The sequence below is a fragment of the Microbacterium sp. USHLN272 genome, assembly GCF_037149655.1.
GTDB lineage: Bacteria > Actinomycetota > Actinomycetes > Actinomycetales > Microbacteriaceae > Microbacterium > Microbacterium galbinum.
In genome coordinates this window covers 1,634,469-1,647,726 of sequence record NZ_JBBCRA010000001.1, presented here as the reverse complement: position 1 = coordinate 1,647,726, position 13,258 = coordinate 1,634,469, and the positions used below count along the sequence as shown (strand labels likewise).

Sequence of the window (13,258 nt, the reverse complement as noted above, 5' to 3'; positions counted from 1 at the left end):
ATGATCGACGTGCTCGTCGCCGACGACGAGAGACCGGCGCTCGACGAACTCGTGCACCTGCTGCGCACCGATGAGCGCATCGGCGACATCCTCACGGCCACGACGGGTGCCGACGCCCTGCGGCAGCTGTCCCAGCGCGCCGTGCGCATCGCCTTCCTCGACATCCACATGCCCGGTCTGCTCGGCACCGAACTCGCGCGCGGGCTGCTCTCGCTCGCCGAGCCGCCCGCCGTCGTCTTCGTCACCGCCGACGACGCCCGCGCCGTCGAGGCCTTCGAACTGCGCGCGGCCGACTATCTGCTCAAGCCCGTGCGCGCCGCGCGCCTGCGGCAGGCCGTCGACCGGGTGATCGAGCGCGGCGACGCACCCTCGGCGGGTGACGACGAGGTGCTGCCCGTCTCGATCGGCTCGGCGGTGCGCTTCGTGCGCCGCAGCGACATCCGCTGGGTGCGGGCGCAGGGCGACTACTCGCGGCTCCACGCCGACGGCGATGCCGGGCATCTCGTGCGCATCCCGATCTCCGAACTCGAGGCGCGATGGGCGGATGCCGGATTCCTGCGCATCCATCGCTCGACACTGGTGCGGGCGTCCGCCGTCACCGAGGCCCGGCTCTCGGGCACCGATCCGTCGGTGTCGGTGGGCGAGATCGTGCTGCCGGTGAGCAGGCGTCTGGTGCCGACCGTGCGCGAGGCGCTGGTGCGCAGCGAGGGGATGCCGTGACCGAGGCGCCGAAGCGGGTGCGGGTGACGGCGGATGCCGCGCCGCGCCGCCCCACGACGGCGACGCGCGGGATCGCCCTGCCGGGCTCCCCGGTCGACGAAGCGGATGCCGTGTACGCGCGCGCCCTGATGCGCAGCCAGTTCCGGCTCGCCCTCGGCACGATCGCCGGGTTCGTGCTGGTGGTGCTGGCGATGGCGTTGACGATCGCGCTGATCCCCGCGATCGATCGGATCGTGCTGTGGGGGCTGCCGTTGTCGTGGCTGCTGCAGGCGTTCGCGTTCTATCCGGTGATCCTCGTGTTCGCGCTGCTTTACGTGCGCACCGCCGCGCGCAACGAGCGCCGGTACCGTGCCCTGCGGGACCGCGAGTGAACGCGGTCCTCGATCTCGTCGGCGTCGCGCTCGTGGTCGTCGCGACGCTGCTGATCGGCGTCTACGGTCTGCGGATCTCGCGCACGACGAGCGACTTCTTCGTCGCCTCCCGTACCGTGCGCCCAGTGTGGAACGCCTCGGCGATCAGCGGGGAGTACCTCTCGGCGGGCACCTTCCTGGGGCTCTCGGGGCTGGTGCTGCTCGACGGGGCGCGCGGGTTCTGGTTCCCGATCGGCTACGCGGCGGGGTATCTGCTGGTGCTCGCGTTCGTCGCCGCACCCCTGCGCCGCAGCGGGGCGTACACGATCCCCGATTTCGTCGAGGCCCGATTGGAGTCGACCTCGGCGCGACGGGTGACGAGCGCGGCGGTCCTCATCATCGGTTGGTTGTACATCGTGCCGCAGCTGCACGGTGCGGGCATCACCCTCGTCGTCGTCGCGGGGCTGCCCGAGTGGGTGGGCGCGGTGACCGTGGCGGTGCTCGTGGCCGCCGCCGTCGCCGCGGGCGGCATGCGCGCGATCACCTACGTGCAGGCGTTCCAGTACTGGCTCAAACTCACCGCACTCCTCGTGCCGGTCATCCTCATCGCCTTCGCGCTGAGCGGCGGTCCGCACGACTTCGACCCCGCGCTCGTGTTCCCCGCCGAGGCCGGCCCGTCGGGGTTCGACGCCTATGAGACGGCATCCCTCCTGCTCGCCCTGCTGCTGGGCACGATGGGGCTGCCGCACGTGCTCGTGCGCTTCTACACGAGTCCGACCGGCGTCTCGGCGCGCCGCACCACCGTGATCGTGATCGCGATGGTGAGCGCGTTCTACGCGGTGTCGAGCGGCATGGGACTGCTGGCGCGCATCGCCGCCCCCGACCTCGCGGTGCCGGGTCTCGCCGACACCGTCGTGCTGCAGCTGCCGTCGCGGGTGTTCCCCGGCATCATCGGCGAGCTGCTGACGGCCCTCATCGTCGCCGGGGCCTTCGCGGCATTCCTCGCGACGTCGGCGGGACTCGTCGTGTCGCTCGCCGGGGTGATCAGCCAGGACGTCTTCTCGGGCTCGGTGCGCTCGTTCCGCGTCTCGGCGCTGCTGTGCGCGCTGGTGCCCCTCGCGATCGCGCTGCTCACGGTGCCGGCGGGGCTGGTGGCGAGCGTCGGCGTGGTGTTCGTCGTCGCGGCATCCACGCTGTCGCCGGTCGTGCTGCTGGGGGTCTGGTGGCGCGGGCTCACCGCGCGCGGGGCCGTGGCCGGCATGGTGAGCGGCGGGGTCGCGTGCGGGCTCGCGTTGCTCGTGCACGCGGCGATCGACGGGGTCGGAATCGCCGCACCGTATCTCGCGCAGCCGGCCGCGTGGACGATCCCGCTCGCCGTCGTCGTCACGGTCGTCGTGTCGGTGCTCGATCCGCGCGGGCCCTCGCCCCGCACCGACCGATTCCTCGCCCGCGTGCACACCCCCGAGCGCGGGTGACGGATGCCGCGGGCGTCAGAGCTTGCGGCTGCGAGGCATCAGGCGCACGGGTGGCAGCGGAGGAGCCGGGATGCGCACGTCGTGCCCCTCGACCTCTCCGAAGCGGGCGGATGCCGCCTCCCACTCCTCGCGCGCCTCGGCGATCTCGTCGTGCGAGCGGCCCGCGAAGTTCCACCACATGACGATCTCGTCTTCGAAGGGCTCGCCGCCGAGCACGAACAGCAGGGCGCCCTCGGCGCTCTCGATCGTGACCGTGTCGCGGGAGTCGCCCAGATAGAGGGTGTCGTTGAGAGAGAGCGGATGCTCAGCCACCTGCGCATCGCCCCCGACGAGCATCACGGCGTGCTCCCACTCGGGGCGCAGCGGCAGCCGCACGCGGGTTCCCGCGGGCACGACGATCTCGGCGCCGACGATCGGGGTGTGCACGGTCGCCGGTGAACGGACGCCGGCGAACTCGCCGAGAACGACGGTGGCGGAGGCATCCGCTCCCTGTTCGGCGGGAAGAGACAGGCCGGGCAGTTCGGTGTGGCGTTCGAAGCCGGCGGCCCCGTGCCGCGCGGACTCCGGCAGCACCACCCAGAACTGCAGGGCGTCGAGGGGGATCGGGTCGTCGCCGATCGAGTACTCGGAGTGCGAGATGCCGTTGCCCGCCGTCATGAGGTTGAGCTGCCCGCGGCGCAGATCGGCATCGCTGCCGAGCGAGTCGCGGTGGCGGATCTCGCCGACGAGCGGCCAGGTCACGGTCTGCAGGCCGATGTGCGGGTGGGGCTCGACGCGCATGCGGGTGTCGGCGGGGCCGAAGCGGTCGAGGAAGCACCACGCGCCGATGGTCGGCAGGTTGCGGTGGGGCAGCGCACGCAGCACGTTCATGCCCCGGACTCCGCCGAGGGGAACCTCGCGGGGTTCGAGGACGATGCGCCGCTCGCCGATCATGCGCCGGGTCGCTTCGGCCAGCGGATCTCGGCGCCCGGGATCTCGTGCGTCTCGAGGTAGGAGGCGATGTAGGGGCACAGCGGCACGATCGCGTCGCCGCTCGCCGCGGCATCCGTCAGCGCGGCCTTCGCGAGCTTGCCTGCCAGCCCCTGGCCCTGGAACGCGGGGTCGATCTCGGTGTGCGTGAACCGGATCTGACCGTGCTTCGTCTCGAACGCGGCGAAGCCGGCGAGCAGGTCTCCGCTGCGGATCTCGTAGCGGGAGGCGTCGTCGTTGCGGGTGACGGTGATGTCGGTCATCGGATGCTCCTTCGGGCGTCTGGTTCAAACCTACGCCCGCGCGGGGGAGCGCGGCTCACCCGGTGAGGGGTCAGAACACGCCGCGCGCCCCGGGGCCGTGGCGGCGTGTTCTGACCCCTCAGGGTGTGGGGTTACGGCGCATGCTCCGGAGGAGATCGCACGTTCTGCAGGACGAAGACGGGGAAACGCTCCTGCGTTGCGTGAGATCTCCTCCGATACGGAGACGCGCGCGCCCGGCGACGGACCTGTGGAGAGGGGCGGGCCGGCGTCGGCGGGGGTCGTTACGCTGGAGGGATGCCGCAGACTCCCCGTGACCCGTACGCGGACCTGCCGTACGCCGACGAGCCTTACGACGACGGGTGGGAGCCCAGCGCCCCGCCCGAGCCGATGGACTGGGAGCCGCAGGGCGCCGGTTTCGAGCCGCCCCTCGACTGGGGCCCCGGCCCCACGACCCCGGTGTCGACGGCATCCGCACCGCGGCCGAGCAGCGCACCCGTCACCCGCCGCGCCACGCCGAGCCGATACGCGACCGCGCGCGAGGCCTTGCACACGGTCTTCGGCTACGACGATTTCCGCGGCGACCAGGCCGCGATCGTCGATCAGGTGATCGCCGGCGGCGACGCGGTGGTGCTGATGCCCACCGGTGGCGGCAAGAGCATCACGTATCAAGTTCCCGCGCTCGTGCGCGAGGGCACCGGACTCGTCGTGAGTCCGCTCATCGCTCTCATGCACGACCAGGTCGACGCGCTGCGCGCCAACGGCGTCAACGCCGCCTACCTCAACTCCACGCAGTCGCCGCAGGAGCGTGCAGAGGTCGAGCGCTCCTACATCGCGGGTGAGCTCGACGTCATCTACGTCGCCCCCGAGCGTCTGTCGAACGCGCAGACCACGGCGCTCCTCCAGCGCGGCACCCTCAGCGTGATCGCGATCGACGAGGCGCACTGCGTGTCGCAGTGGGGGCACGATTTCCGCCCCGACTACCTCGCGCTGGGCGACCTGGGCGAGCGGTTCCCTGGGGTTCCGCGCATGGCGCTCACGGCCACCGCCACCCGCGCCACACACCAGGAGATCACGGAGCGTCTTCAGCTCGGTACCGCGCAGCACTTCGTCGCCAGTTTCGATCGCCCGAACATCCAGTACCGGATCGTGCCGAAGGTCGACCCGCGCAAGCAGCTCGTCACCTTCATCAAGTCGCAGGAGTCCGCCGAAGGCGCGGCCACCGGTCCCGCGGGAATCGTCTACGCGCTCAGCCGCAAATCGGTCGAGCAGACCGCCACGTATCTCGCCGCGCAGGGCCTCGACGCCCTGCCGTACCACGCAGGGCTCCCCGCCGAGGTGCGGGCCGCCAACCAGTCGCGGTTCCTGCGCGAGGACGGCGTCGTCATGGTGGCGACGATCGCTTTCGGCATGGGCATCGACAAGCCCGATGTGCGTTTCGTCGCTCATATCGACCTGCCCAAGTCGGTCGAGGGCTACTACCAGGAGACGGGCCGGGCGGGGCGCGACGGCGAGCCGTCCGTCGCCTGGATGGCCTACGGCCTGGGCGATGTCGTGCAGCAGCGGCGCCTGATCGACCAGAGCCCCGGCGACCGCACCTTCAAGATGCGCATGGGACAGCACCTCGACGCGATGCTCGCCCTGTGCGAAACGGTCGAGTGCCGCCGGCAGAACCTGCTCGGCTACTTCGGCCAGGAGTCGCAGCCCTGCGGCAACTGCGACACCTGCCTCGAAGACACCGAGACCTTCGACGGACTCGTCCCCGCCCAGAAGCTGCTCTCGACGATCGTGCGCCTCAAGCGCGAGCGCAACCAGGCCTTCGGCGCGGGGCACCTGATCGACATCCTCCGCGGCGCGTCGACCGAACGAATCCGCCAACAGGGCCACGACAAGCTCGCCACCTACGGCATCGGGTCCGATCTCTCGGATCAGGATTGGCGCAGTGTGGTTCGCCAACTTCTCGCCCGGAGCATTCTCATGGCGCAAGGGGAATATGGCACCCTCGCGCCCGGCGAACAGGCCGCCGGAGTGCTGCGCGGAGATACCGCCGTGCCCCTGCGCAAAGACACGATCGGGCGTGCGACGGCCACGCGCGCACGCAAGGCGACCGCCGCGGATTCGGTGGATGCCGACGACCGGCCACTCTTCGAAGCCCTCCGGATCTGGCGTGCGGAAACCGCTCGTGAACTGGGCAGACCCGCGTACATGGTGTTCAGTGACGCCACGCTTCGAGCCCTCACGGAGAACCGCCCGGCGAGCCTCGCCGACCTCGATGGCATCAGCGGTATCGGAGCGAAGAAGCGCGATGACTACGGCGACGCCGTGCTCTCGGTGATCGCCGCCAACTGATCCTCTCCCCCAGCGTCTCCATCGATGACACGGGGCGAACAATGACGTTTCGCGACCCCGAATATTCTCGAAATGGAATTCGCTGAACGCCTAGACAACCATCGAAATCTCCCGTAGAAACACTCTTACTTGCGCCTGACCGGTAAAGAAGCCGGTTCCTGGGGGGGCCTAGTGACGACGAACTGAGTTCGACATCACGGGAGGGCAAATGAGCGGTACACGAAGGAGGACTCTGCCCAAAAGCAGGATCCTCGCAGTAGCAGCAATCAGTGCAGTGGTGGTCGGGAGCGTCATCGCCCCGACAGCGGCTGTGGCAGCTCCAGGGGACGAGTCTGCCTCCAGTTCGCGATTCCTCACGGGCAGTCTTCTGCTCGGCGGGCTACCGCTCGACGACGTCGTGGCGCTGCAAGGGGTGCAGACGACCAACGACGGCTCGACCGGGCAACCGAACGTCTCCACCGGGGCGCTGAACCTCACCGCGTTGAACGCGCTGAGCATCGGCATCCCGAGCGGACTCAGCGTTCCCGCGCTCTCGAACTTCCTGTCTCTCGGGGCGGTGAATCAGTACTCCGTATCGAATCCCGACGGTTCGAGCCGTGCCGTAACGGGCGCGGTCGCCGACAACGGCGTGGTCGATACGACCGGCACCGGGGCCTACCCGGCGAATGCTTCGCTCAACCTCCAGGGTTTGCTCGGCTCGACGGTGACCAGCGTCGTCGGCGATCTCGACGTGTCGCTCGGAGCGATCAGCGCCGAGGTGGCCCTCGCGGCCGACGGAACCGTCACTCGGGACTACAACGTCGCCGGCGGAAACCTCACGCTGCAACTGCCTGCTGTGACAGGTCTGACGACCACCCTGACGGGACCCGGAGGTGTGGTCTCGACCGTCGATGCGGCGGTGAACACCCTCACCGGACCCAACGGTCTTCTGGCCGGAGCCCTCGCCGGGGTGAACGGGGCGCTCGGGCCGCTGCTCGGCAACCCGGGGCTCAACATCACGATCACCACCCAGGTGAACACGGCGATCAACACCATCCTCGACACACCGCTCACCGACGGTGTCGTGAGCGTGAACCTGCGCACGGGCGTGGTCAGCGCCAACCTCGATGCGCTGCTCACGAGCGCCACGGGCCACGGTCTGAACAACCTCGGAGTCAACGAGGAGGTGCTCTCCGCACCCGTGCTCAACGCGTTGATCACGCGCGTCGGCACCCTGCTCAACACGGTTCCCGGCCTCGTGCAGACCACGCTCACGAGCACCCTCAACGCGGCGACCCTCACCATCACCGCGGCGATCTGCCTCGCCGGTACGGGGCCGACCTGCTCCACCGGCTTCCCCGACCTGGGCACCGGCATCACCATCAACATGACGAACCAGACGCTAGCGAGCGTCGTGGCCGGCACGGCGGTCGCTCCCCTCACAGTGAAGGCGCTGGGCGCCCCGGTGGATATTCCGCTGACCACGCTCCTCGGAGCGCTGGCGACGCCGATCAACACCGTGCTGCTCGGACCGGGTGGTGTCGTCAACACCGTCGTGCCCACCGTGACAACGGCGGTCACGGGGATCGTCACCGCGATCGGCCCGGCGGTCAGCCTGCTCAACGGCGTCGTCTCGCTCCGCGGTAACGTGCAGCCCGACAACGGCCCGATCTACAGCCAGGAGGCGTTCGTCCTCACGGTCGGCGCGATCGCCGGCGGAGGCGGGGTGGGCACGCTCGTGCTCGCTCGAGCCGAAGCGGGGCCGAACGCGCTCGCTCCTCTGCTCGAGGCGACGAGTCCGGTGAAACCGGGACAGCCCACCACGCTGACCTCCAGCGGTTGGCCGGCGAACACCGCCGTGAGCGTCCAGCTCGCCGATGCGGAGGGAACGGCGGTCGGTGATCCGATCAGTGTGACGACGAACGGCGACGGAGACTTCCCCGCCGGAACGACGCTGACGGTTCCGCCCACGGCGGCAGCCGGCGACTACACGATCACGGCCTCCGCCGGTGATCAGACGGTCGAAGCGCCGCTGGTGGTCGAGGCCTACACGCCGACGGTCTCGGCGACCGGTCCGATCACGGTCGGAGAGTCCACGACGCTCACCTCGGGCGGCTGGCCCGCCGAGGCCGAGGTCACTTTCGAACTCGAAGACCCCACCGGCGCCGCTGTCGGCACCCCGGTGACGGTGACGACCGACGAGGACGGCAACATCCCCGCGGGCACGACGCTGACGGTTCCGGCCGGGTCCGCGATCGGCGACTACACGGTCGCCGGTGAGGACGAGTTCGGAAACACGGCCGAGGGCACCGTCACGGTGCTCGCCGTTCCGGGCACGCCGCAGCTGACGGCATCCGGTCCGGTGAAGCCGGGCCAGACGACCACGATCGCGTCGGGCGGGTGGCCCGCCGCGGTCGACGTCACGTTCCAGATCGAGACCGAGGCCGGCGATCCCGTCGGCGACCCGGTCACGGTGACGACCGACATCGACGGCAACATCCCGGCCGGCACGACCCTCACGGTCCCGATCTCGACCGACCCGGGCGACTACGTCGTCGTCGGTGAGGGCGAGGGCGATACGGCCGAGGGGCCGCTCGTGGTGGCTCCGTGGACCCCGTCCGTCGAGGCGTCGGGTCCGGTGAAGCCGGGTCAGGCGACGACGATCGCGTCGGTCGGATGGCCGCCGGCGACGTCGGTGACGTTCCAGTTGGAAGACGCCGAGGGTGAGCCCGTCGGTGCTCCGGTGACGGTCACGACGGATGCCGAGGGCAACGTGCCCGCAGGGACCGTACTCACGGTTCCCGGCGGCACGGAGCCGGGCGACTACACGGTCGTCGGTACCGGCGTCGAAGGGATCACCGCGGAAGCGACGGTCACGGTGGAGCCGTGGACGCCGACCGTCGAGCTCTCGGGTCCGGTGAAGCCGGGCCAGCCCACGACGATCACGTCGGGTGGGTGGCCGCCGCTGGCGAGCATCACGTTCCAGCTAGAGGATGCCGACGGCAACCCGGTCGGTGACCCGATCACGGTCGAGGCGGATGCCGATGGCAACATCCCCGCGGGGACGACGCTGACGGTTCCGGCCGACGCGGATCCGGGCACTTTCACGGTGGTCGGCACGGATGCGGATGGCAACACGGGTGAGGGTGATGTGACGGTGGAGGCCTGGGCCCCGACCGTCGAGCTCTCGGGTCCGGTGAAGCCGGGGCAGCCCACGACGATCACGTCGGGTGGGTGGCCGCCGCTGGCGAGCATCACGTTCCAGCTGGAGGATGCCGACGGCAACCCGGTCGGTGACCCGATCACGGTCGAGGCGGATGCCGATGGCAACATCCCCGCGGGGACGACGCTGACGGTTCCGGCCGACGCGGATCCGGGCACTTTCACGGTGGTCGGCACGGATGCGGATGGCAACACGGGTGAGGGTGATGTGACGGTGGAGGCCTGGACCCCGTCCGTCGAGCTCTCGGGGCCGGTGAAGCCGGGGCAGCCCACGACGATCACGTCGGGTGGGTGGCCGCCGTTGACGGAGGTCACGTTCCAGCTGGAAGACGAGAACGGCGACCCCGTGGGCGAGCCCGTCATCGTCACGACCGACGAGAACGGCGACGTTCCGCCCGGAACGACGATCACGGTTCCGGCCGATGCCGACCCCGGCACCTTCACGGTCGTCGGGACCGACGAGAACGGCAACACCGGTGAGGGAGACGTGACGGTGGAGGCGTTCGCGCCGACGCTCGACGTGACCAGCCCGGTCGCGCCGGGAGCTGCGACCACGGTCACCTCTGACGGCTGGCCGCCGCTGACCGACGTCACGTTCCAGATCGAGGACGCTGCGGGCGACCCGGTGGGTGCTCCCGTCACCGTCGAGACCGACGAGAACGGCGTGGTGCCCGCGGGGACGCAGCTCACGGTTCCGGGAACGGCCGAGCCGGGTGACTACACGGTGGTCGGCGAGGACGTGAACGGCAACACCGTGGAGGCCGACCTCGTGGTCGAGGCCACCGGAACCGACACCGATCCGGTGACGGACCCGGGCACCGACACGGACACCGATCCGGGTACGGACACGGATACGGGTACCGATACCGATACGGGTACGGACACGGATACGGGTACCGACACGGACACGGGTACGGACACGGATACGGGTACCGACACGGACACGGGTACGGACACCGATCCGGGTACCGACACGGATACCGATCCGGGTACGGATACGGACACTGATCCGGGTACGGATACGGACACGGGTACGGACACCGATCCGGGTACGGACACGGACACGGGTACGGATACCGACACGGGTACGGACACGGACACGGGTACGGATACCGACCCGGGTACGGACACGGACACGGGTACGGACACCGACACGGACACGGACACGGGTACGGACACCGACACGGACCCGGGTACGGACACGGACACGGGTACGGACACCGACACGGGTACGGACACGGACACGGGTACGGACACGGACACCGGTACGGACACGGGTACGGATACCGACACCGGTACGGACACGGACACGGGTACGGACACCGACAGCGGTACGGACACGGACACCGGTACGGACACGGACACGGCTACGGATACCGACACGGGTACGGATACCGACACGGGTACGGACACGGGTACGGACACGGACACCGCTACGGACACGGATCCGGGAACCGACACCGACACGGATCCGGGTGCTGACCCCGGCACCGACACGGACACGGGTACGGACACCGGGACCGACACGGGAACCGACACGGGCACGGACACCGGAACCGATCCGGGTTCCGAGCTCGGGATCACGATCCTCTACCCGCAGCGCGCACAGGGCGAGTCCCAGTCCGCGACGGGAACCGGGTTCCGGCCGGGTGAGGTGGTGACGGGCGTCATGCAGTCCGCGCCGCTCAACCTCGGCACGCAGGTCGCGAACGCGGCCGGCCAGGTGACGTTCACCTGGACGATCCCGGCAACGCAGGATCTCGGCATCCACACCGTGACGCTCACCGGAGCGGAGTCCGGATCGGTCTCCATCCAGTTCCGAGTGACCCCGTCGGGTCTGGCGACCACGGGTGCGGAATCCGGACCGTCGCTGGTCTGGGGCCTGGCGTTCCTGTTGGCCGGTGCGGCCCTCGCGGCCGGCGCGCGGAGGAGGCGGATGTCGGTGACGTCGAAGACGTGACCGATCACGATCGGCGGCACCCGGGATCCCCCGGCTCGGGTGCCGCCGTACGTCTCCGCAGCAGGCCGAGCAGAGGACGCAGATGACCCACACGTCGACGAGAGCGCAGCCGATTCCGAAGGCGGCGAAAGTCGCCAGCGCGGCAGCGCTCCTCCTGGCGGCGGTCCACATCGCTCTCACCGCCGTGTTCAACGTCCCGTCGACGGAGGTCAAATACGAGGCGCTGCCCGGTCGGGCGGCGGATGCCTGGATCCGGCCCTACTTCGTGCAGGACTACCGGATCTTCGCCCCCGACCCGGCCAGCGCCGACCGCAACCTCTGGGTGCGGGCGTGGGTCGAGACGCCGGACGGCGAGCGGGTCGAGACGAAGTGGGTCGACGTCACGGCCATCGAACTCGCCGAACCGTACCGCCGCGTGCTGCGCAAGCAGCTCACGGTGATCGGTGCGGAGCAGCTCATGACCTCGTTCGGCAAGCTCACCGAGGCGCAGAAGGCGGTCGTCGAGGAGAACTTCCACACGAGCCCTGACCTGGCCGAACTGAACGAGGCTCTGCTCGCGGCCGACGATGCGAACACGGGCGATGTGCGTTCCTTCATCCGCGCCACGAACTACACGACGTCGTACGCGACGCAGGCGGCGCGCGCACTCTGGGGCGACGACGGCGAGATCCTCGCCGTGCAGACCCGGTCGGTCTACAGTCCGGTGATCCGGTGGGACGACCGCAACGACCCGGATGCCGTCCGCCCCGACTCCTCTTACACGCAGCTGGGCTGGCGCCCCGTGCTCGATTGGTCGCAGCAGAGCGAAGACGCGTTCGCCCGCACATTCCTCCACTGGGCCGAAGCGGCCGGCGTGACCGGCTCGCTGACCGGCGACGAGGAGGATGCCGAATGAACACGGTCACCCGACTCTGGGACTCGTTGCTCCACTGGCTGCTCGATCGCCGGCACGCGACCTACGGCCTCGCCGTGATGCGCATCGGTTTCGCGGGACTCACGATCGTCAGCATCCTGCTCTATCTGCCGGACTACTCCTATACCTTCGGTGAAGGATCGCGCTGGGGAGAGTCGCTGTATCGACCGAGCGGGGTGAACACCTACATCTGGCCGATCTCGATCCTGTTCTCGCGCAGCGATCCGGACTGGTTCACCTACCTCAAGCTCGCCCTGCTGCTCGCGGTCGCGGTCGCCTACCTGCTGGGCTGGCGGATGCGCATCATCGCGCCGCTCTTCGTCGTGCTGTGGCTCGGCTACGCGTCGACGAACCCGCTCGTGCTCAACACCGGGCACTACCAGACGTTCCGGGTGATGCTCCTCTTCCTCCTGCTCGCCGACACGTCGCGGCGCTGGTCGCTCGATGCGCGCCGTCGACGGATCACCCGTGACGAGCATCCGCTCTCGTTCCGCGGCCACATGCTGCCGCGCTGGGTGCCGGTGCTGTCGAACAACATCGCCGTCATCCTCATCGGCGCGCAGCTGTGCATCGTCTACATCACCAGCGCACTGTGGAAGCTGCAGGGGTCGATGTGGACCGAGGGCATCGCCGCCTACTACCCGTTGCGTCTCGAGCAGTTCATCCTGTTCCCCTGGCTCAACGAGATCGCCTGGCACGTGACCCCGGCGATCTTCATCGCCTCCTGGCTGAGCGTCTACATGCAACTGCTCTTCCCGCTGACGCTCCTCAACCGGTGGACGCGCATCTTCGGACTGATCGCGATCACGGGCATGCACGCGGGCATCGGCATCCTGATGTCGCTGCCGTTCTTCTCGCTCGTGATGATCTTCAGCGACATGATCTTCGTGCGCGACGTGACCTGGCGCAAGGTGCAGCTCTGGGTCGTGCGGAGGTGGAAGCGACGCCGGACTGTGAGCAACCGACAACCCGACGCGGGCACATCCCGACAGGTCGTTGGAGAGGATGCACAGGTGACTTCGCCCGAAGTTGTCGGAGTTCTACGATAAGAGCACTCCACC

At 69.4% G+C, this 13,258-nt stretch carries 9 protein-coding genes; 7 read left to right on the top strand and 2 right to left on the bottom strand.

The genetic code is table 11. The annotated features are described in order from the left end of the window. The 3 genes from WFJ97_RS07915 to WFJ97_RS07905 are packed head-to-tail and all read left to right on the top strand — an operon-like array spanning position 1 to position 2,545. Positions 1–720 (top strand): LytR/AlgR family response regulator transcription factor, encoded by a 720-nt coding sequence (locus tag WFJ97_RS07915; protein WP_336641068.1) that lies wholly within the window; start codon positions 1–3, stop codon positions 718–720. After that, positions 717–1,091, top strand: a complete 375-nt coding sequence (locus WFJ97_RS07910) for a heavy metal transporter (RefSeq protein ID WP_336641067.1) — start codon at positions 717–719, stop codon at positions 1,089–1,091. The genes WFJ97_RS07915 and WFJ97_RS07910 overlap by 4 nt, the downstream gene beginning before the upstream one ends. Continuing rightward, a complete protein-coding gene (locus WFJ97_RS07905; protein WP_247623562.1) occupies positions 1,088–2,545 on the top strand; it encodes a sodium/solute symporter in 1,458 nt (485 codons plus the stop codon). The genes WFJ97_RS07910 and WFJ97_RS07905 overlap by 4 nt, the downstream gene beginning before the upstream one ends. A 15-nt stretch (positions 2,546–2,560) precedes the next feature. Here the strand turns inward: WFJ97_RS07905 and WFJ97_RS07900 are convergent, their stop codons facing one another. Next, entirely contained in the window at positions 2,561–3,478 is a 918-nt protein-coding gene (locus WFJ97_RS07900; protein ID WP_336641066.1) for a pirin family protein, read from the bottom strand. Next, positions 3,475–3,777 carry a GNAT family N-acetyltransferase gene (locus tag WFJ97_RS07895; protein WP_336641065.1) on the bottom strand — a complete coding sequence of 101 codons (303 nt, stop codon included), beginning with the start codon at positions 3,775–3,777 and terminating at the stop codon, positions 3,475–3,477. Before WFJ97_RS07895 ends, WFJ97_RS07900 begins: the two co-directional genes overlap by 4 nt. 294 nt (positions 3,778–4,071) lie before the next feature. Between WFJ97_RS07895 and recQ the strand changes: the two genes are divergently transcribed. The 4 genes from recQ (at position 4,072) to WFJ97_RS07875 (ending at position 13,246) form a co-directional block, all read left to right on the top strand. Then, the gene (recQ, locus tag WFJ97_RS07890) at positions 4,072–6,123 is read left to right on the top strand and encodes a DNA helicase RecQ (RefSeq protein ID WP_336641064.1); all 2,052 of its coding nucleotides are present in this window, start codon (positions 4,072–4,074) and stop codon (positions 6,121–6,123) included. Between the two features lie 310 nt (positions 6,124–6,433). Beyond that, on the top strand, positions 6,434–11,284 hold the full coding sequence (locus WFJ97_RS07885) for a choice-of-anchor G family protein (RefSeq protein ID WP_336641063.1): 4,851 nt from the start codon (positions 6,434–6,436) through the stop codon (positions 11,282–11,284). Positions 11,285–11,366: 82 nt separating this feature from the next. Then, on the top strand, positions 11,367–12,179 hold the full coding sequence (locus tag WFJ97_RS07880) for a DUF5819 family protein (protein ID WP_336641062.1): 813 nt from the start codon (positions 11,367–11,369) through the stop codon (positions 12,177–12,179). Next, complete coding sequence (locus tag WFJ97_RS07875) at positions 12,176–13,246, top strand: HTTM domain-containing protein (protein WP_336641061.1); 1,071 nt, start codon at positions 12,176–12,178, stop codon at positions 13,244–13,246. Before WFJ97_RS07880 ends, WFJ97_RS07875 begins: the two co-directional genes overlap by 4 nt. The last annotated feature ends 12 nt before the right edge of the window (positions 13,247–13,258 follow it).

Bases quoted from the DNA above. Each gene is read 5' to 3' on its own strand.
- WFJ97_RS07915 (WP_336641068.1), top strand. From the start codon at position 1: ATGATCGACGTGCTCGTCGCCGACGACGAGAGACCGGCGCTCGACGAA.
- WFJ97_RS07875 (WP_336641061.1), top strand. From the start codon at position 12,176: ATGAACACGGTCACCCGACTCTGGGACTCGTTGCTCCACTGGCTGCTC.
- WFJ97_RS07900 (WP_336641066.1), bottom strand. From the start codon at position 3,478: ATGATCGGCGAGCGGCGCATCGTCCTCGAACCCCGCGAGGTTCCCCTC.
- WFJ97_RS07880 (WP_336641062.1), top strand. From the start codon at position 11,367: ATGACCCACACGTCGACGAGAGCGCAGCCGATTCCGAAGGCGGCGAAA.
- WFJ97_RS07895 (WP_336641065.1), bottom strand. From the start codon at position 3,777: ATGACCGACATCACCGTCACCCGCAACGACGACGCCTCCCGCTACGAG.
- recQ (WP_336641064.1), top strand. From the start codon at position 4,072: ATGCCGCAGACTCCCCGTGACCCGTACGCGGACCTGCCGTACGCCGAC.